General features: G+C 73.9%; 14 protein-coding genes. 7 read left to right on the top strand and 7 right to left on the bottom strand.

Going from position 1 to position 19,714, the window contains the following annotated elements; translation table 11 throughout:
- Positions 1-177: 177 nt before the first annotated feature.
- On the top strand, positions 178-1,824 hold the full coding sequence (locus F1D97_RS15840; RefSeq protein WP_236121454.1) for a succinic semialdehyde dehydrogenase: 1,647 nt from the start codon (positions 178-180) through the stop codon (positions 1,822-1,824).
- A gap of 115 nt (positions 1,825-1,939) precedes the next feature.
- On the opposite strand, the gene F1D97_RS15835 is transcribed toward F1D97_RS15840, so the two are convergent.
- The 3 genes from F1D97_RS15835 to F1D97_RS15825 all read right to left on the bottom strand — a co-directional run bounded on the left by F1D97_RS15835 (position 1,940) and on the right by F1D97_RS15825 (position 7,846).
- Positions 1,940-3,154: an acetate/propionate family kinase gene (locus tag F1D97_RS15835; RefSeq protein WP_236121453.1), complete on the bottom strand. Its 1,215-nt coding sequence runs from the start codon at positions 3,152-3,154 to the stop codon at positions 1,940-1,942.
- Positions 3,151-5,238, bottom strand: a complete 2,088-nt coding sequence (gene pta / locus F1D97_RS15830; protein ID WP_236121452.1) for a phosphate acetyltransferase — start codon at positions 5,236-5,238, stop codon at positions 3,151-3,153. Before pta ends, F1D97_RS15835 begins: the two co-directional genes overlap by 4 nt.
- A 127-nt stretch (positions 5,239-5,365) precedes the next feature.
- Entirely contained in the window at positions 5,366-7,846 is a 2,481-nt protein-coding gene (locus F1D97_RS15825) for a phosphoketolase family protein (RefSeq protein WP_236121451.1), read from the bottom strand.
- 289 nt (positions 7,847-8,135) lie between these two features.
- On the opposite strand from F1D97_RS15825, the gene F1D97_RS15820 reads away from it, so the two are divergent.
- Together F1D97_RS15820 and F1D97_RS15815 are read left to right on the top strand one after the other, a co-directional pair.
- Positions 8,136-9,062 carry an SURF1 family protein gene (locus F1D97_RS15820; RefSeq protein WP_236121450.1) on the top strand — a complete coding sequence of 309 codons (927 nt, stop codon included), beginning with the start codon at positions 8,136-8,138 and terminating at the stop codon, positions 9,060-9,062.
- Positions 9,063-9,259: 197 nt separating this feature from the next.
- Positions 9,260-9,676 carry a hypothetical protein gene (locus tag F1D97_RS15815; protein ID WP_236121449.1) on the top strand — a complete coding sequence of 139 codons (417 nt, stop codon included), beginning with the start codon at positions 9,260-9,262 and terminating at the stop codon, positions 9,674-9,676.
- 92 nt (positions 9,677-9,768) lie between these two features.
- Here the strand turns inward: F1D97_RS15815 and F1D97_RS15810 are convergent, their stop codons facing one another.
- Both F1D97_RS15810 and F1D97_RS15805 read right to left on the bottom strand, forming a co-directional pair.
- Complete coding sequence (locus F1D97_RS15810) at positions 9,769-11,508, bottom strand: ABC transporter ATP-binding protein (protein WP_236121448.1); 1,740 nt, start codon at positions 11,506-11,508, stop codon at positions 9,769-9,771.
- The gene (locus F1D97_RS15805) at positions 11,505-13,358 is read right to left on the bottom strand and encodes an ABC transporter ATP-binding protein (RefSeq protein ID WP_236121447.1); all 1,854 of its coding nucleotides are present in this window, start codon (positions 13,356-13,358) and stop codon (positions 11,505-11,507) included. The genes F1D97_RS15810 and F1D97_RS15805 overlap by 4 nt, the downstream gene beginning before the upstream one ends.
- Positions 13,359-13,499: 141 nt before the next feature.
- Here F1D97_RS15805 and guaA point away from each other — a divergent pair, with 141 nt between their 5' ends.
- The 4 genes from guaA (at position 13,500) to F1D97_RS15785 (ending at position 17,248) form a co-directional block, all read left to right on the top strand.
- The gene (gene guaA / locus F1D97_RS15800; protein WP_236121446.1) at positions 13,500-15,083 is read left to right on the top strand and encodes a glutamine-hydrolyzing GMP synthase; all 1,584 of its coding nucleotides are present in this window, start codon (positions 13,500-13,502) and stop codon (positions 15,081-15,083) included.
- 38 nt (positions 15,084-15,121) lie between these two features.
- Positions 15,122-15,547 carry a DUF3817 domain-containing protein gene (locus F1D97_RS15795; RefSeq protein ID WP_236121445.1) on the top strand — a complete coding sequence of 142 codons (426 nt, stop codon included), beginning with the start codon at positions 15,122-15,124 and terminating at the stop codon, positions 15,545-15,547.
- Between the two features lie 162 nt (positions 15,548-15,709).
- Complete coding sequence (locus F1D97_RS17510) at positions 15,710-16,498, top strand: hypothetical protein (protein ID WP_317618899.1); 789 nt, start codon at positions 15,710-15,712, stop codon at positions 16,496-16,498.
- A gap of 249 nt (positions 16,499-16,747) precedes the next feature.
- Positions 16,748-17,248, top strand: coding sequence for an aromatic ring-opening dioxygenase LigA (locus F1D97_RS15785; protein WP_236121444.1), 501 nt, complete (start codon positions 16,748-16,750; stop codon positions 17,246-17,248).
- Between the two features lie 81 nt (positions 17,249-17,329).
- Here F1D97_RS15785 and F1D97_RS15780 read toward each other — a convergent pair whose 3' ends face one another.
- Both F1D97_RS15780 and F1D97_RS15775 read right to left on the bottom strand, forming a co-directional pair.
- Positions 17,330-17,842, bottom strand: coding sequence for a hypothetical protein (locus F1D97_RS15780; protein ID WP_236121443.1), 513 nt, complete (start codon positions 17,840-17,842; stop codon positions 17,330-17,332).
- Positions 17,839-19,569, bottom strand: a complete 1,731-nt coding sequence (locus F1D97_RS15775; RefSeq protein WP_236121442.1) for a PspC domain-containing protein — start codon at positions 19,567-19,569, stop codon at positions 17,839-17,841. The genes F1D97_RS15780 and F1D97_RS15775 overlap by 4 nt, the downstream gene beginning before the upstream one ends.
- Positions 19,570-19,714 lie beyond the last annotated feature (145 nt).

The raw sequence follows: 19,714 nt of genomic DNA, 5'->3' as shown, positions 1-19,714 counted from the left end.
CACATGTGGGAAGAGGCTCGGGCCTCGACGTGCGTCGATTAGGCGAGCCTCACCTTAGTGCGCCCGGCGGGTGTGCTCCAAGGTCGCCGTGATCACATCACGGCGTCAGAAAGCGTCACCCGGTCGGGGCGCGGCGCGGTCCCCGGGAGCGTCGGTCGCCGCGCGTACGCTGACGGGATGTCGCAGGACCACGAGGGGCAGCACCAGCCTGACGGGCCGCGTGGCTCGGCCGAGCTGCACGACCCGGAGACCGACCCGCTCGCCACGTACGTGCTCGAGCCCGAGGACGTCGCGACGCTCCTGCGTCGCGTGGTCGCCTCCCCGGGCGCGCAGACGCACACGTCGCACGCCCCGTTCACGGGTGCGCCGATCGCCGCGGTCCCGCTCTCGACGCCCGAGGACGTCGCGCGCGCCGCACGCTCGGCCCGGGCCGCTCAGCGGCTGTGGGCCGCCCGCCCGGTCAAGGAGCGCGCCGCGGTGCTCTCGCGCCTGCACGACCTGGTGCTCGAACGGCAGTCCGACGTCCTCGACCTCATCCAGCTCGAGTCCGGCAAGGCGCGCGTGTCGGCGTTCGAGGAGGTCGCCGACATCGCGCTCGTCGCGCGGCACTACGCGGCACGTGCCCGGCGCTACCTCGCACCGCGCCGCGCGCTCGGCGCCGTGCCGGGCCTGACCAGCGTGCGCGTCGAGCGCCGCCCCGCCGGCGTGGTCGGCATCATCGCGCCCTGGAACTTCCCGCTCACGCTCACCCTGGGCGACGTGCTGCCCGCACTCGTCTCCGGCAACGCGGTGCTCCTGCGCCCCGACCCGCAGACCGCGCTCACCGCGCTGTGGGCGGCCGAGCTGCTCGAGGACGCCGGGCTGCCGCCGGGCGTGCTGCAGGTCGTCGTCGGCGACGGGCCCACCGTGGGCGGCGCCGTCGTCGAGCACGTCGACCACGTGAGCTTCACGGGCTCGACGCGCACCGGCCGCGCGGTCGCCGCGAGCGCGGGGGAGAAGCTCGTGCCGGCCACGCTCGAGCTCGGCGGCAAGAACGCGATGTACGTCGCGGACGACGTGGACGTCGAGACCGCCGCGGAGGGCGCGGTGCGCGCGTGCTTCGTCGGCGCCGGGCAGGTGTGCGTCAGCATCGAGCGCATCTACGTGCACCGCGACGTCTGGGACGACTTCCTCGACGCGTTCGCGCGCCGCACGCGGGACCTGCGCCTGGGCGCCGGGCTCGACTACCGCAGCGACGTCGGGTCGCTGACGTCCGCCGCGCAGCTCGCGACCGTCGTCGAGCACGTCGAGGACGCCATCGGGCTCGGCGCGCGCGTGCTCGCCGGCGGCGTGCACCGCTCCGACCTCGGGCCGTGGTTCTACGAGCCGACCGTGCTCGTCGACGTCTCGCCGCACGCACGGCTGTTCCGCGAGGAGACGTTCGGGCCCGTCGTCGCCGTGTACCCCGTCGCGTCCGACGACGAGGCGGTGGCCGCGATGAACGACACCGAGTTCGGTCTGAACGCGAGCATCTGGACCCGTGACGCGCGCCGCGGCGCGGCGCTCGCCCGGCGCGTCCACGCGGGCTCCGTCAACGTCAACGAGGGCTACGTCGCCACGTGGGGCTCGGTCGGCGCGCCGCAGGGCGGCTGGGGCGCGTCCGGCATCGGCGTGCGGCACGGGCGCGAGGGGCTCTGGGAGACGACGCGCCTGCAGACGGTCGCCGTGCAGCACGGTGCGCACACCGGGCTCGGCCTGCGCCGCCTGTTCGAGCTCGGGACCGACGTGTGGCCGCAGGTCTACACCGAGCTGCTGCGCGTCATGAAGGCCGCGCGCCTGCCCTGACGCGCGCACCTGACGCAGGCATCTGACGCACACCCGACGCACACCCGACGCACACCCGACGCACGACGACGGCCGGTGGCCCCTGGCGCCACCGGCCGTCGTCATGTCGGCACCGTCAGTCGGACTGGCGCGACCTCGGGCAGACCACCTCGAGCGCCTGGCGTGCGATCGCCAGCTCCTCGTTCGTCGGGTAGACGACCACGGTCGTCGTCGAGTCGTCGGTCGAGATGACCGTCGGCTGCTTCTTGCGGCCCGCGTTGCGCTCCGGGTCGATCACGATGCCGTAGCCCTGCAGGCCCTCGAGGGACTTCGCGCGGACGATGTCGTCGTTCTCGCCGACGCCCGCGGTGAACGCGATGACGTCCACGCCGCCCATGACCGCGGCGTACGAGCCGATGTACTTCTTGATGCGGCGCGTGTAGACCTCGACCGCGAGCCTCGCGTCCTCGTCGCCCTCCTCGACGAGCGCGTGCACCTCGCGCAGGTCGTTGTGGCCCGTGAGGCCCTTGAGGCCCGAGCGGCGGTTGAGCAGGTCGTCGACCTCGTCGATGCTCATGCCCGCGTTGCGGGAGAGGTGGAACACCACGGCGGGGTCGATGTCGCCCGTCCGGGTCCCCATGACCAGGCCCTCGAGCGGCGTGAGGCCCATCGACGTGTCGACCGCGTGGCCGCCGTCGACGGCCGACACGGACGCGCCGTTGCCCAGGTGCAGCACGATCGTCCGCGTGGACTCCACGTCCCGCCCCAGGAACTCCGCGGCGCCGCGCGACACGAACTGGTGCGACGTGCCGTGCGCGCCGTACCGGCGGACCTTGTACTTCGCGGCCACCTCGCGGTCGATCGCGTACGTCGCGGCCGCCGCGGGCAGGTGGTGGAAGAACGCCGTGTCGAACACCGCGACGTGCGGCACGTCGGGCAGCAGCGCGCGGCCCACACGGATGCCCGTGAGGTTCGCCGGGTTGTGCAGCGGCGCGAGCGCGGACAGCTCGTCGATCTTGCGCTCGACCTCCGCGTCGACCAGCACCGGGCCGTCGAACGCCATGCCGCCCTGCACCACGCGGTGGCCCACCGCGACGACGTGCGCCTCGACGAGGTCCGGCCCCGCGACCTCGAACAGGCTCAGCACGCGGCGCAGGCCCTCGCCGTGGTCCGGGATGTGCAGCTCGCGCTCGGTCGTCGTGCCGTCGTGCACGTGGCGCAGCAGACCCGTCGGCTCGCCGATGCGCTCGACGAGGCCCGACGCCACCGCCTGCCCGGTCCCCAGCTCGACCAGCTGGTACTTGATCGACGACGACCCCGAGTTGACGACCAGGACGGTCTGGGTGGTCATGCCTGAGCCTCCTCGCCGGCCTGCTGGGCCTGCGCCTGGATCGCGGTGATCGCGACCGTGTTGACGATGTCCTGCACGAGCGCGCCGCGCGACAGGTCGTTGACCGGCTTGCGCAGACCCTGCAGGACGGGGCCGATCGCGACCGCTCCCGCGGAGCGCTGCACGGCCTTGTAGGTGTTGTTGCCCGTGTTGAGGTCGGGGAAGACGAACACGGTCGCCCGGCCCGCGACCGCGGAGTCGGGGAGCTTGGTCTGCGCGACGGACGCGTCCACCGCGGCGTCGTACTGGATCGGGCCCTCGACCGACAGGTCGGGGCGACGCTCGCGCACCAGGGCGGTCGCGGCGCGCACCTTGTCGACGTCCGCGCCCGAGCCGGACTCGCCGGTCGAGTACGAGAGCATCGCGATGCGCGGTTCGATGCCGAACTGCAGCGCCGTCTCCGCCGACGAGATCGCGATGTCCGCGAGCTGCTCCGCGGTCGGGTCCGGGATCACCGCGCAGTCCGCGTACACGAGCACGCGGTCCTCGAGGCACATGAGGAACGCCGACGAGACATTCGAGACGCCGGGGGCGGTCTTGATGATCTCGAAGCTCGGCTTGATGGTGTGCGCCGTCGTGTGCAGCGCACCCGAGACCATGCCGTCGGCCAGGCCGAGGTGGACCATCATCGTGCCGAAGTACGACACCGACGGGACGATCTCGCGGGCCCGCTCGACCGTCATGCCCTTGTGCGCGCGGATCTTCGCGTACTCCGCGGCGAACCGGTCGACGTACTGCGGGTCGTGCGGGTCGATCACGTCGGCCGCGTCCAGCGCGAGACCCAGCTCGGAGGCGCGCGCCCGGATCGCGGACTCGTCGCCCAGGATCGTCAGGTCCGCGACGCCGCGCTCGAGCAGCGTCGAGGCCGCGCGCAGGATCCGGTCGTCGTTGCCCTCCGGCAGGACGATGCGCTTGCGGCCCGAGCGGGCCCGGTCGAGCAGCGTGTACTCGAACATCAGCGGAGTGACGACGTCCGGCTTCGCCACGTCGAGCGCCGCGAGCAGTGCGGGGCCGTCGACGTGCCGCTCGAACAGCGACAGCGCGGTGTCGACCTTGCGCTGCGAGTCGCCCGAGAGCCGCCCGCGCGTCGAGGCGACCGTGCTCGCGGTGCGGAACGTGCCGAGGTCCGTCGCGATGATCGGCAGCCTGCTGCCGAGCCCTTCGACGAGCCGCGAGATCGTCTTCGACGGGCGGAACCCGCCGTTGAGGATGAGGCCCGCCAGCGTCGGGAAGCCGTCGGCCTGGTGCGCGAGCAGCAGGCCGAGCAGGATGTCGGACCGGTCGCCCGGCGTCATGATGACCGCGCCGTCGGACAGGCGGCCGAGCAGGTGCTCGATCTCCATCGCGCCGACGAGCATGTCGAGCACCTCGCGGCCCAGCAGCTCCGGGTCGCCCGAGATCAGCGTGCCCTCGACCGCCTCCATGAGCTGGCGCATGGTCGGCGCGGACAGCAGCGGGCTCTCCGGCAGCGCCCACGTCGGGCGGGCGAGCGAGGTCTGCAGCAGTCGGCGGATCACGTCGAGCGCGGGCTGCGCGCAGCGGTTCGGCACGATCGCCGCGACGTGCGCGTGGTTGACCGCGAGCTCGTTCACGGCGACCTCGACGACCTGCTCGATCTCGTCGGGCCGGCGGCGGTTGCCGTTCACGACGAGCACGACGGGCGCGCCGAGGTTCGCCGCGATCCGCGCGTTGAACGCGAGCTCGGTGGGGGAGGTGACGTCGGTGTAGTCCGTGCCGACGATCACGACGGCGTCGCAGCGGCGCTCGACCGCGTGGAAGCGCGCCACGATCTGCGACAGCGCGGCCTCGGGGTCGTCGTGCACCTGCTCGTACGTCGTGCCGATGCACTCGTCGTACGACAGGTCCACGCCGTCGTGCTCGAGCAGCAGCTCGAGGACGTAGTCACGGGCCTGCGTCGAGCGGGCGACGGGGCGGAACACCCCGACGCGCTGGACGGTGCGGGCGAGGAGGTCGACGAGGCCGAGGGCGACGGTCGACTTGCCGGTGTCGCCCTCTGGAGAGGCGACGTAGATGCTGCGGGCCACGGTGGGCGTGCTCCAGTCCTACGGGGAGAGGTCGTGCTTCTAGCGGGTCGTGCGGGGTACTGCCGGGGTCGTGCTGGTGTCGGCGACTGCCGGGGCGGGCCTGACCGGGCCCGCCCCCGCGCGTCGTCTACTCGTTGTCACCGCCGGTCGCGACGGTGGCGGCCACCTGCCCGGAGTCGGACAGGTCCTGCGCGTCGGGCCACACCCAGTCGCGGACCTCGGGGAGGTCCTCGCCGTGCGCACGCGTGTACTCGCGCGCCCGCAGGCGGGCGTCGACCATGCGCTGACGCAGGCCGGCCTGCGACGCGCGCAGCCAGTGCACGTGGTCGATGACGTCGATGACGAGGTGGTACCGGTCGAGGTCGTTGAGCATGACCATGTCGAACGGCGTCGTCGTCGTGCCCTCCTCCTTGTAGCCGCGCACGTGCAGGTTCGCGTGCCCGTTGCGGCGGTACGTGAGGCGGTGGATGAGCCACGGGTAGCCGTGGTACGCGAAGACGATCGGCCGGTCGGCGGTGAAGATCGTGTCGAACTCCGCGTCCGTCAGACCGTGCGGGTGCTCACGCGCGTCCTGCAGGCGCATGAGGTCGACGACGTTGACCACGCGGACCTTGAGCTGCGGCAGCTCGCGGCGCAGGATGTCGACCGCCGCGAGAACCTCGAGAGTCGGCACGTCGCCCGCCGCGGCGAGCACGACGTCCGGCTCCTCGTCGGGCGCCTCCGAGCCCGCCCACTCCCAGATGCCCAGGCCGCGCGTGCAGTGCGCGACCGCCTGCTCCATCGTGAGGAAGTTCGGCGCCGGCTGCTTGCCGGAGACGACCACGTTGACGTACTGACGGCTGCGCAGGCAGTGGTCGTACGTGCTCAGCAGCGTGTTCGCGTCCGGCGGCAGGTACACCCGCACGACCTCGGCCTTCTTGTTGACCACGTGGTCGATGAAGCCCGGGTCCTGGTGGCTGAAGCCGTTGTGGTCCTGCCGCCACACGTGGCTCGACAGCAGGTAGTTCAGGCTCGCGATCGGCCGACGCCACGGGATGTCGTTCGTGACCTTCAGCCACTTCGCGTGCTGGTTGAACATCGAGTCGACGATGTGGATGAACGCCTCGTAGCTCGTGAACAGGCCGTGCCGCCCGGTGAGCAGGTAGCCCTCGAGCCAGCCCTGGCACTGGTGCTCCGACAGCATCTCCATCACGCGGCCCGCACGGGCGAGGTGCTCGTCCACCTCGGGCCCCAGCAGCTCGGCGTTCCACTGCTTGTCGGTGACGCCGTACACCGCCTGCAGGCGGTTCGACGCCGTCTCGTCGGGACCGAAGATCCGGAAGTTGTCCGGGTTCCGGCGGATGACCTCCGTGAGGTACTCGCCCAGGACGCGCGGCGCCTCCGAGATCGAGCCGCCCGGCTTCGGCACGTCGACCGCGAACTCGCGGAAGTCCGGCAGGCGCAGGTCCTTGAGCAGGATGCCGCCGTTCGCGTGCGGGTTCGCGCTCATGCGCAGGTCGCCCGCCGGGGCCAGCGCGCGGATGTCCGGGTCGAGCCGACCCGTCGCGTCGAACAGGTCCGCCGCGCCGTACGACTCGAGCCACTGCTCGAGCACCCGCAGGTGCTCCGCGGTGTCCCGCGCGCTCGCGAGCGGCACCTGGTGCGCGCGCCACGAGCCGGTCGTCTTCTTGCCGTCGATGACGTCGGGACCCGTCCAGCCCTTCGGCGTCCGGAGCACGATCATCGGCCACTGCGGCCGGCTGAGGTCGCCCGCCGCCGCGCGCGCCTTGATCGCCGCGATGTCGTCGAGCACCTCGTCGAGCAGCGCCGCGAACCGGCGGTGCACCTCGATCGTCGGCTCGTCCGTGTCGTAGCCGCCCTCGAACACGTACGGCTTGTGGCCGTAGCCGACCATGAGGGCGCGCAGCTCGTCGTCGCCGATGCGGTCCAGCACCGTCGGGTTGGCGATCTTGTAGCCGTTGAGGTGCAGGATCGGCAGCACCACGCCGTCCTGCGCCGGGTTCACGAACTTGTTCGAGTGCCAGCTCGTCGCGAGCGGGCCGGTCTCCGCCTCGCCGTCACCGACGACGGCCGCGACCAGCAGGTCCGGGTTGTCGAACGCCGCGCCGTACGCGTGCGACAGCGCGTAGCCCAGCTCGCCGCCCTCGTGGATCGAGCCCGGGGTCTCCGGCGCCACGTGGCTCGGGATACCGCCCGGGAAGGAGAACTGCCGGAACAGCCGGCGCAGGCCCTCCTCGTCCTCCGTGATGTCCGAGTAGACCTCGGAGTACGTGCCGTCGAGGTACGCGCTCGCCACCAGGCCGGGGCCGCCGTGGCCCGGACCCGTGACGTAGATCGTCGACTGGCTGCGCTCCGCGATCGCCCGGTTGAGGTGCGCGTACAGGAAGTTGAGGCCCGGGGTCGTGCCCCAGTGGCCCAGCAGGCGCGGCTTGACGTGGTCCCGGTCCAGGGGCTCACGCAGCAGCGGGTTGTCGAGCAGGTAGATCTGGCCGACCGACAGGTAGTTGGCCGCGCGCCACCACTTGTCGATGCGCGCCAGGGTCTCGTCCGAGACCCCCGAACCACTCCCGGTCTGCCACGCGGTCGTCGCCGCCGTCGTCGTGCTCATGCATCGCTCCCCGTGTCGTCCCACGGCAGGCGCCGCGGGTTCCTCGAGCCGGATCCAGCCTCTACCGCACGCTCTGCGGCCCGTGGGACGTCCGACCCACGGCCGTGAGCACGCCATCTGCCATACAACCGCATTCCGAGCGGTGGCGCAGGGGGAGATCGTCGCAGGTCACAGGCCGTTCGCGAGGGCTCGACGGTGGCCTCGGCGTGGCGCGCGGGGCCCGCCCCCGGCGGCGGTGTGACGTTGGCGACGCGGGCGGGTCGGACGCTCCCGCGGGTTACCGTGGAGCGTGCCCGAGCGACCCCCCGCGACCGTGCCTGCCGACGTGCACGCCGACGTGACCGCCGACGTGACCGCCGACGTGACCGCCGGCGAGGCGTCCGCGGTCGACCGCACGTGGGCCGTGCGTCGCGCCGACGAGCCGACGACGATGCTGCGCGCCGCCGTGCGCCCCCGGGTGCTCGGGCTGCTCGTCGTACTGCTCGCCGCCGCCGCGGTGTGCGGGATGCTCGGCGCCTGGCAGCTCGACCGCGCGGAGATCCGCGGCTCGCGCGCGCAGGCCGAGCACGACGCGGCGCTCGTTGCCGCCGACCCCGTCCCGCTGGGCGACGAGCTCGCGCCGCAGACGACGTTCCGCGGCGACCTCGTCGCGAAGAAGGTCGCCGTCACGGGCACGTACGAGGCGGACGGCCAGGTGCTCGTGCGCGAGCGCGTGCACGACGGCGCGTCCGGCTACCTGGTGCTCACCCCGTTGCGCGTGACCGACGCGGGCGGGGCCGCGGGGCAGGAGGCCGCGGGCGCGGTGCTCGCCGTGGTGCGCGGGTGGGTCGCGTCGCCGCAGGACGCCGACACCCCGCCCGCCGGTCCGGTCCACGTGGTCGGGTACCTGCAGGCGTCCGAGGAGTCGGGCGACGGCATCCGGGACGGCGAGGTCGTCGCGATCTCGTCGGCGGAGCTCGTCGGCCCGTGGGGCGGACCCATCTACACCGGCTATCTGGTGCTCGTGGAGTCCGAGCCCGGGCAGTCGGCGACGATCGCGCTGCTCGACCCGCCGCGCACGCCCGGCTCCGACCTCAACCTGCAGAACCTCGCGTACGCGGCGCAGTGGTGGATCTTCGGGGCGTTCGCCGTGCTGCTGTGGCTGCGGATCGTGCGCGACGAGGCCCGCGGCCGACCCGAGGACGAGCCGGCACCCCCGGAGCCCGCAGCAACCTGACCCGGCGCCCTGACCCGGTGCCCGACCCGCGTTCTGGTGCGCTCCCTGCCGCACGCCCTCCCGCGCCGGGCCCGTCCGCGGCGCGCCGCGCGGGCCCGCGACGTGCACGCCTGCCAGGTGCGACGATGCACCCGGGCGCGCGCCCGGCGGTCGCGGACGGGGACAGCGGACGGACAGCGGACGGACAGGAGACGACGATGCTCGCGCAGGGGACCTACGACGCCGACTACATCGCGGACAGCCGGGGCCAGGTCGAGGCCGACATCGCGGCGTTCGACAACGCGCGGGCGGACGCCGACAGCGACGACCACGCGCTGGACGACCTCGAGGTCAGCTACTTCGCGGCGCTCGTGCTCGCGCTCGAGATGCGGTTCGTGCACCGCAAGCGCGGCAAGGAGGGCAAGGACGGCAACGCGCTCAACGAGGTGCGCCTGCTGGCCGAGTCACTCATGACCAACGGCGGTCGCCTGCTCCAGGACCCGAAGATCGCGCTGGACCCGGCGCGCAGCGTGCTGGGCCTGCGCCCCGGCGACGACATCGTCGTGCGGTACGACGACTTCGTGCGCCTGTCCCGCGCGTTCTTCGACGAGCTCGAGGCGCGCTTCCTGGACTGAGGCACGGGACCTGTGACACCGGACCCGAGACACCGGAGCCTCTGTTCGCTGTGGGCGAACAGAGGCTCCGGTGCGGTGCGGACCGTCGGGCGTCAGGCGGACTCGTGCTGCCAGGACCGCCACAGCGCCGCGTAGTCGCCGCCGGCCGCCACGAGCTCGTCGTGCGGGCCGATCTCGGTGATCCGCCCGCCGTCGACCACGGCCACCCGGTCCGCGTCGTGCGCGGTGTGCAGCCGGTGCGCGATCGCGACGACCGTCCGGCCGGCCAGGACCCCGTTGAGCGAGCGCTCCAGGTGCCGGGCGGCGCGCGGGTCGAGCAGCGACGTCGCCTCGTCGAGCACGAGCGTGTGCGGGTCGAGCAGCACGAGCCGCGCGAGCGCGATCTGCTGCGCCTGCGCGGGCGTGAGCGGGGCCCCGCCCGAGCCGATCTCGGTCCCGAGCGCCTCGGGCAGCGCGCACACCCAGTCCCACGCGTCCACGGCCTCGAGCGCGCGGCGCAGGTCCGCGTGCGACGCGTCCGGCGCCGCGAGCCGCAGGTTGTCCGCGACCGTGCCGACGAACACGTGGTGCTCCTGGGTCACGAGCGCGACGTGCCCGCGCAGCTCGTCGAGCGGCAGGTCGACGAGCGGGACGCCGCCCACGCTCACCGTGCCGCCCGTGGGCGGGTGGATGCCCGCGAGCATGCGGCCCAGCGTCGACTTGCCCGCACCCGACGGCCCGACGACCGCGAGGCGCTCGCCCGAGCGCAGGTCGAGGTCGATGCCGTGCAGCACGTCGTGCCCCTCGCGGTACGCGTACCGCAGGTCGCGCGCGCGCACGTCCTCGTCCACCGGGGTGCCCTCGCGTGCCTCGCGGTCCGGCTCGACGAGCCGCACCCCGACGATGCGCGCGAGCGACGTCGCGGCGACCTGGATCTCGTCGAGCCAGAAGATGAGGTCCCAGACCGGGCCGGACACCTGGTACGTGTACAGCACGATGGTCGCGACCACGCCGATCGTCACGTGACCCTGCGAGACGAGCCACCCGCCCCACAGCAGCACCGCGACGGGCGCCGTGATGAACGTGAAGTCCACGCCGGGGAACAGGACCGTGCGCAGGTTCAACGTCGCGGACTCCGCCGCGAACGCCTCGCGCAGGTCGTCCTCCACGTGCGCCTGCCGGCGTCCCCCCATGCGGAGCGCGTCGATCGTGCGCGCGCCCTCGACCGACTCCGTGATGGTCCCGTTGAGCGTGGCGTACGACGCCGACTCGCGCAGGTACGCCGGTGTGGCGCGGCGCAGGTACCAGCGCACGATCACGAGCATGACCGGCACGCCGACGAACATCGCGACGGCGACGAGCGGCGACAGCACGACGCACGCGACGACGGTCAGCGTGATCGTCACGATCGCGACGATCACGCGCGGCACGCCGAAGCGCACGGCGTTCTGCAGCTTGTTGACGTCGTTCGTCGTGCGTGCGACCAGGTCGCCCGTGCCCGCGCGCTCGACGGTCGACAGCGGCAGCGACGTGACCGTCTCGATGAACTCCTCGCGCAGGTCGGCGAACACCATCTCGCCGAACCGCATCGAGGACCGCTGCGCGAACCGCGTGAGCACGGTCTGCCCGAGCACGGCGGCCGCGCCGAGCGCGACGAGCGTGTTGACGTAGCCCGTGGTCGTGCCGTCGGCGACGGCGTCGACGAGCCGGCCGAGCAGCCACGGGCCCGCCAGGCCCAGGATCGCCGCGCACGTGTGGAGCACGGCGATCCGGGTCAGGGGCAGGCGGTGCGCGCGCAGCAGGTACGCGGTGTAGGCGCGCACGGTCGCGGAGTCCGCGATGGGGAGCTTCACGGCCGTCCTCCTGTCCTGTCACTGGCCCCGGCGGGCTGGTCCTGCAGCAGCTCGTCGAACGCCTCGTCGGCGATCGGGTCGTCGTCGCCCACCCGGGCGACGCCGTGCGGTGGTGTGGTCTCGTCCAGGCCGCGCCCGACGACCCGGCGGTACGCCTCGCCGCGCGCGTCGCTCCGTGCGAGCAGCTCGGCGTGCGTGCCGGTCGCGACGACGCGGCCGTCGACGAGCAGCTGCACCTCGTCCACGTGGTCGAGCACGAGGGGGGACGCGGTCACGACGAGCGTCGCGCGCCCGCGGCGGGCGTCGGCCAGACGCGCGGCGATCCGGGCCTCGGTGTGCGCGTCGACGGCCGAGGTCGGCTCGACGAGCAGGAGGATCTCCGGGTCGAGCAGCAGCGCTCGCGCGAGCGCGACGCGCTGGCGCTGACCGCCGGACAACGACCGGCCCTTCTCGGGCAGCTCGCCGTCGAGGCCGTCGGGCACGGAGTCGAGCACGTCGTGCGCGTCCGCCAGCGCGATCGCGTGCAGCAACCGCTCCGCGTCGCGCGGACCGTGCACGTCGAGCTCGGCCGCGAGCGTCCCGGAGAACAGGTGCGGCGTCGCCTCCGCGAGCACGATGCGCTCGCGGACCTCGAGCTTGTCCAGGTCCGCGAGCAGCTCGCCGCCGAGGCGGACGGGCGTGGCGACCTCGGCCTCGTCGTCGAACCGCGCCATGCGGGTCGCGACGGCCGCGGACGCGTCCGGGTCGACGCACACCAGCGCCGAGACCCGGCCCGGCGTGACGACCGTGCCCGAGAGCTCGTCCACGAGCGGGACACCCGCCGGCGGCATCGGGCGCGTACCGGGCCGGGCGCCCGTCGCGGGCACCACGCGCAGGACGTCGAGCACCTTGCCCGCGCCGACGTGCGCACGCGTCGCCGACTGCACGGTGTACGTCATCTGCTGCACCGGCCAGGACAGGAACGCCGCGAACCCGTACGCCTGCACGAGCTGGCCCGGCGTGATGTCGCCCGCGACCGCCAGGTGCGCGCCGTACCAGATGAGCACGGTGACGAACACGCCGGGGAGCAGCACCTGCAGCGCGTCCAGCCAGGACTGCGTCACCGCGACGGCCTCGCCCTTGCGGCGCACGAGCTGCGACTGCTCGCGGTAACGCGCGGTGAACACGCCCTCGCCGCCGATGCCGCGCAGGATGCGCAGGCCGGAGACGGTGTCCGAGCCGAGCGTCGTCAGTCGCCCGGACGCCTCGCGCTGCGCGGCCTGGCGGCGCTGCAGCGGCTTGACGAGCAGCGCGATGCACCCAGCGACCGTCGGCAGCCCGAGCAGCACGATGAGGCCCAGCGACACCGAGGTGCGCAGCATGACGAACGCGGCGATGCCGTACGCGACCACCGAGCCGATGAACCGGGCGGAAGTGTGGTAGATCTCGCCGATCCGCAGCGCGTCGTTCGCGACCGCCGAGACGACCTCGCCGGTGGGCAGCTCCGCCGTGATCGTGTGACCCGAGTGGGACACCCGGCGGCCGACGAGCTGGGACGCGGCGAACGACGCGCGCAGCCAGTTCTCGACGTCGTAGCGGTGGCCGATCGCACCCGCGGTGGCCGAGACGACGCCCAGGCCGAGCAGCATCGCGCCGGAGCGCCAGAGGTCGGCGCCGAAGCCGTGGGTCAGGCCGGAGTCGATCGCGTGGCCGGTGACGTAGGGGAGCGCGGCCTGGCAGGAGAACATGAGGATGCCCAGCAGGGCGCCGACGGTGAGGATGCCCCACTGGCGGCGCGCCTGCCACGCCAGGTACGCCACGGGCCCCGTCAGGGGCGGGGTCCCGGGGTCGGTGAGGGGGAGGGATCGCACCCGCTCCACGTTACGGGCGGGTACCGACATGACCGGAACGCTTTTCCGGTGGCGGGTCCGGGCCCTTCGGTGGCCGGGGGCTCGGTGCCCGGACGTGGACGCCGGGCCGGAGCAGGCCGGCGCGGCGACTACCCTGGGGGCGTGACCCAGACGCCTGAGCCCACCGCTCATCGCCCGGTCCTCGTCGTCGACTTCGGCGCTCAGTACGCGCAGCTGATCGCGCGCCGCGTGCGCGAGGCCAACGTGTACTCCGAGATCGTGCCGCACACGGCGCGCGTCGAGGACCTGCTCGCCAAGGACCCCGCCGCCATCATCCTGTCGGGCGGCCCCTCGTCCGTGTACGCCGACGGTGCGCCGTTCGTCGACCCGGCGCTGTTCGAGGCGGGCGTCCCCGTGCTCGGCATCTGCTACGGCTTCCAGGCCATGGCGCAGGCGCTCGGCGGCACGGTCGCGCAGACGGGCGTGCGCGAGTACGGCGGCACCGCGGTCGAGGTGACCGAGGCCGGCACCGTGCTCGCGGGCAGCCCCGAGCAGCAGACGGTGTGGATGAGCCACGGCGACGCGGTGCACGCCGCGCCCGAGGGCTTCGAGGTGCTCGCGACGAGCGAGGGCTCGCCCGTCGCCGCGTTCGAGGACCGCGAGCGGCGCCTGTTCGGCGTGCAGTGGCACCCCGAGGTGAAGCACTCGCCGCTCGGCCAGAAGGCGCTCGAGAACTTCCTCTACTCCGGCGCCGGCATCGCACCCGACTGGAACCCCGGCAACGTCATCGCCGAGCAGGTCGAGCGCATCCGCGCCCAGGTCGGCGACGCGCGCGTGATCTGCGGGCTGTCCGGCGGTGTCGACTCCTCGGTCGCCGCGGCGCTCGTGCAGCGCGCCGTGGGCGACCAGCTCACGTGCGTGTTCGTCGACCACGGCCTGCTGCGCCAGGGCGAGGCCGAGCAGGTCGAGCAGGACTTCGTCGCCTCGACGGGCGTGCGCCTCAAGGTCGTCGACGCGCGCGAGCGGTTCCTCACCGCGCTCGCGGGCCACACCGACCCGGAGACCAAGCGCAAGATCATCGGCCGCGAGTTCATCCGCGTGTTCGAGGACGCCGCGCGCGAGGTCGTCGCGGAGGCCGGCGACCACGGCCAGGAGGTCAAGTTCCTGGTCCAGGGCACGCTGTACCCCGACGTCGTCGAGTCCGGCGGCGGCGAGGGCGCGGCGAACATCAAGTCGCACCACAACGTGGGCGGCCTGCCCGACGACCTGCAGTTCGAGCTCGTCGAGCCGCTGCGCACGCTGTTCAAGGACGAGGTCCGCGCGGTCGGGCTCGAGCTCGGCGTCCCCGAGGCCATCGTCTGGCGCCAGCCGTTCCCCGGCCCCGGCCTGGGTATCCGGATCATCGGCGAGGTCACGGCCGAGCGGCTCGACGTGCTGCGCGCGGCCGACGCGATCGCGCGCGAGGAGCTCACGCGCGCGGGGCTCGACCGCGAGATCTGGCAGTGCCCCGTCGTGCTGCTCGCCGACGTCCGCTCGGTCGGCGTCCAGGGCGACGGCCGCACGTACGGCCACCCGATCGTGCTGCGGCCCGTGTCGTCGGAGGACGCCATGACGGCCGACTGGACGCGCATGCCGTACGACGTGCTCGCGACGATCTCGACGCGCATCACGAACGAGGTGCCCGAGGTCAACCGCGTCGTGCTCGACGTGACGAGCAAGCCGCCGGGCACCATCGAGTGGGAGTGAACGGGCGAGCAGAGGACGACGCGGCGACGGGGGAGCACGTGAGGCAGGACGGGACGACGACGAGCGGGGGCACGACGAGCGGGGGCGCGACGAGCGCGTGGGCCGCGAAGGCGCGCGGCTCGCTCACGCGCTACCGCGTCATGGCGTGGATCACGGGCGTCATGCTGCTCGTGCTGTGCGTCGAGATGCTGCTCAAGTACGCGCTGCACGCCGACGCGGTCGCCGACCTGTTCGCGTGGGTCCCGTACGCGCACGGCTGGATCTACGTCGTGTACCTCGTGACGGTGTTCGACCTGTGGGCGACCATGCGGTGGGACTTCGGTCGGCTCGTGACGATGGCGCTCGCGGGCGTCGTGCCCGTGATGTCGTTCGTGCTCGAGCGGCGCGTGCACGCCCAGGCGCTCGCGCGCATCGACGCCGTGGCCCCCGCCTCGCCGGCCGCGCCGGGCCCCGCGGCCGGCTGACCACCGGGGACGTCGCCGCCCCCGCTCGACCGGCCACGGCACGCCGGGCGTGCGTCTCGCGCGCCCGTCGCTAGGCTCGACGTGCAGGGACGCAGGAGCGCGGCCCTCGCACGGCCCCGCTCGTGTCGGGTCGGGGACCGGCTCTCCAGAGAGGGGATGCACGTGGCGACCACCGGTAAGCAGCCAGGGGCGCGAGGGCTCGGCCTCTGGGTCATCGTCTTCGGGATCATCTTCGTCGTGGCCGGAGCGGTCACCTGGGGCGCGGTGAGCACGAACCTCGCCGCCGAGAAGATCACCGTCTCCGACGACGCGGCCGCATTCCAGGGCCAGCTCGTCGACACGCCGTGGGAGGCGTGGGTCCAGGCCGACATCATCAACACGCACGCGCTCGACTCGTCGGGTGGCAAGACCTACGCCGAGCTCGACCGGGACGACCCGGCGCGCGACACGATGATGACCGCGTCGTTCCTGCGGTCCTCGCTGTTCACGTCGGTCGTCGCGTTCGGTGTCGCGCTGCTCGTCGTCGGCATCGGCGTCGTGCTCCTGCTCATCGGGATCGCATTGCGTCGCCTGAGCCCCGTGGTGGTCTCGGACGACGCCGCGCCCGCCGAGACGCGGCTCGCCCCGTCGGGCGCGCCGGCGAGCGCGGCACCGGTCGTCGCGGCACCCGCCGCGTCGCCCACGGTGCCGGCGGCGGCCCCCACCACGGCAGCCCCGACCGCGGCGGCTCCCACGGTCGCGGCCCCCACGGTCGCGGCCCCCGAGGCGCCGGCGAGCGCCGCCCCCACCACCGCGGCTCCCGCCACCACTGGGGCTCCCGCCACCACTGGGGCTCCGGCCACCACTGCGGCTCCGGCCACCACTGCGGCTCCCACCACCGGTCCGACGACCGACGGCCCGGCGCACGCCGCACCGCCCGACCCCGTGGTCGAGCGCGACGACCGCGCCTGATCCGCGCCTGATCCACGCCTGATCCGCGACTGAGGCCCGCGTCCCGCCCGGACGCGGGCCTCCGTCGTGCCCGGACCGTTTCAGGCGTGTTACTTCTGTCCCGAAAGTTGAGAGCTAAACGGTTTCACCTATCGAAATGCCCTCACCCGATCTGGTTACCGTCCCGCATGGCGCCAGTGCCGGTGCCGACCCGCGAGCAGGAACCCACGCACGACGGTGGCGGCGCGGGACGTCGAGAGAGGGGAAGACGTGACGACGACAGCACGCACCCGGACGGCCCGGAACCTCGGCCTCTGGGTCACGATCCTCGGGATCGTTTTCATCGTGTCGGGCATCGGGTCCTGGGTGGGGGTGAGCGTCAGCCTGGGGTCCGAGCGGATCACGGTGTCCGACGACGCGCCCGCGTTCGGCGGCCAGCGCCTCGACACCCCCTGGGAGGCCTGGGCGCAGGCCGAGCAGATCAAGACCCACGCGCTCGCCGCGTCCGAGGGTCAGACCTTCGCGCAGCTCGACCGCGAGAACCCGGTGCGCGAGACGCTCGAGACCGCGTCGTTCCTGCGCACCTCGCTGCTCACCTCGGTGATCGCGTTCGGCATCTCGCTGCTCGTGCTCGGGGTCGGCCTCGGGCTGCTCCTCACGGGGCTCGCGATCCGCGCGCTCGCCCCGCGCGCCCAGGTCGAGGTCGAGCCTGCCACGGCGACCGAGCCGGCGCGTGCGGGGATCGCACCCGCCTCTCCGGCGGTCGCCTGAGCTCGGCGCACGCGTCGACCCCACGCCGAGGGCCCCTCACCCGCGGGTGAGGGGCCCTCGGGCCGTGGTGGGCGTCGGGGTTCAGCCCCGGCGACGCACGCCTGAGACGAGGGACCCGACGAGCAGCGCGACGCCCGCGCCCGCGACGAGCACGATCGCCGCGACGTCCACGTCGATCTCGCGCCCGGCGGCCCACGCCAGGACACCGACGCCGAGCACCGCGAGCACGAGCCCCCACACGACCGTCCCGACGCGCGGCGCGCGCACCTCGCGCTCCGGCCTCGTCGGCGACCGCTCCTCGGTCGTCTCGGCACCGGTGGCCGGGTCCGCAGCGTCGGCCGGGGTCGTGGTGGCGGTCGTGGCGCCGGTGGTGCCGGTGGTGCCGGTGGTGCTGGTGGCGGCGGACGGCGTGGTGGTCGCGACAGGTTCGGCACGCGGGGGTGCCGGGGTCTCGTCGAGTGCGAGCACCTGCGTCTCGGGCACCGGCGTCTCGTCGAGCACCTGCGTGTCGTCGGGAGCGGACTGCTCGGCGGCCGTGGCGTCGGGCGTCGTCGGCTCGTCCGGCTCGGGCCGGCGTGCGTCGTGCGTGGTCATGAGTCCTCCCGGGTGATGGTGACCTCGCCCGCGCCCACGGACACGTCGAGAGAGAGCTGCGGCGAGCCCTCGCGGCTCGCGTCGTCCTGGAACGTCGTCCCGCCGATGCCGATCCCGGACGCGCTCTCGTGCGCGCCGTCGACCTGCCACGTGGCGCTCCCGAGCCCGATGCGGGTGGTCGCCTCGACGGCCGCGTCGGCCGGGACGACGACGGAGAGCTTCCCGGCGCCCACCGAGACGGGTACCACGAGCAGCTCGTCGGTCATGGGCACGCCGGTGAGGTCGAGCGTGGCCTCTCCCGCGCCGAACCGCAGGCCGTCCGCGGCGGCGGTGCGGCTCGTCACGACGACGGGCGCGCCCGGACGGTGGATGCCGGCCTCGTCCCACGTCCAGCTGCGGTCCTCGACCGCCCCCGCGGGGACCGAGACGAGCAGCGCGACGATCGCGAGGAACCCGAGCGTCCCGCTCGACCGCCCGCGCAGCCCGGCGACGACCACGCCGATGCCCGCGAGCAGCGCGGTGACGCCGAGCGTCGTGAGCAGGACGGGACCGTCGAACCGGCCGGTGCGGTCGGCGGCGAGCAGGCCGGCGAACGTGAGCAGCGCGAGGCCGACCACGATCCCGACGCTGGTCGCGCCCGGCCCGCGACGCCGTGGCTTCGTGGGTGCGGGGGCGGGCCGCGTCGTCGTCGCGGGCGCCGGCGTCGGTGTCACGGGCCGCTGCTGACCGGCGTACGGGCCGGACGCGTACGGGGTCGACGCGTACGGGCCAGAGGCGTACGGGCCAGAGGCGTACGGGCCAGAGGCGTACGGGGTCGAGGAGGGCGCGGCGGGGTGCGGACCGGACGCGTGCGGGCCGGACGCGTGCGGGCCGGACCCGTACGGCGCGGTCGAGGGAGCGGGGCCGGTGGCGTACGGCCCGTACGGGACGTGGGCCGGGGCGCCGGGACGCGGGGGCGTCCCGTACGGCGGCGCAGCCGGGGCCTGGCTCGTGGGGCCCGCGGGTGCCGCGGGTGCCGTGCGTCCGGTGCTCGCGGTGGTCGTGGGTCCCGTCGTCGCGCTCGCGGACGCCACGGGCGACGAGGCCGCGGCGGACGTCGCCGCCGGGGCGTCGCTCGGCGCGGGAGCGGTGGGGCCGTACGAGCCGTAGGGGCCGTACGGCGGGCGCGGCGGCTGCCCGGCCCACGGCGGCACGGGGCCGCGCGGCGGCCGGTGGCGCGTCACCAGCACGAGGACGGTGATGGCGACGGCGACCACGAACGCGAGCCACAGCAGGCCCGACAGCACGCCGAACAGCCCGTGCGCCCACTGCGGGCCGGCGTTCCACCAGCCGTTGTCGCCGCGGCCCATCCCGATGACGAGCAGCGCGGCCGCGCCCAGGACCGCGATGTCGAAGCGTCCGGCGACGAGCTCCTCGGCGTGGATGCGGCCGTCGCGGCGCTCGGGCAGCAGCGCCCACGCGATCGCGTAGGCGACCGCGCCGACGCCGGACAGCAGGAACGTCACGACGAACAGGCCGCGCACGACGAGCGGGTCGATGCCGAGCCGGTCGGCGACGCCGGAGCACACGCCGGCGACCCAGCGGTCGTCGGCGCGCTGGACGCCGAGCCGGCGCACGGCACCGAAGAAGCCGCCGCCCTCGGGGCGGGGCGCTCCGCCGGGCGTGGGGCCGTCGGTGGGGTGGGGGGAGGCAGCAGGCGGTGGCGTGCCGGGGGTGGTCGAGCTCATACGACGATCGTGGCCGTCCCGGTGCCCGCGCGACATCGGGTGCACCCCTGACCGGACCCTGAACCGCGGGCGCCGGACCCCGGATCTGAGCCCTGATCCGTGCCGCAGGGTGCCTCGGCGGGCCCCGTGCGGCCCCGTGACGTGT

The sequence above is a fragment of the Cellulomonas palmilytica genome (genome assembly GCF_021590045.1).
GTDB classification, from domain to species: Bacteria; Actinomycetota; Actinomycetes; order Actinomycetales; family Cellulomonadaceae; genus Cellulomonas; species Cellulomonas palmilytica.
This window is presented reverse-complemented; position numbering and strand designations above follow the sequence as displayed.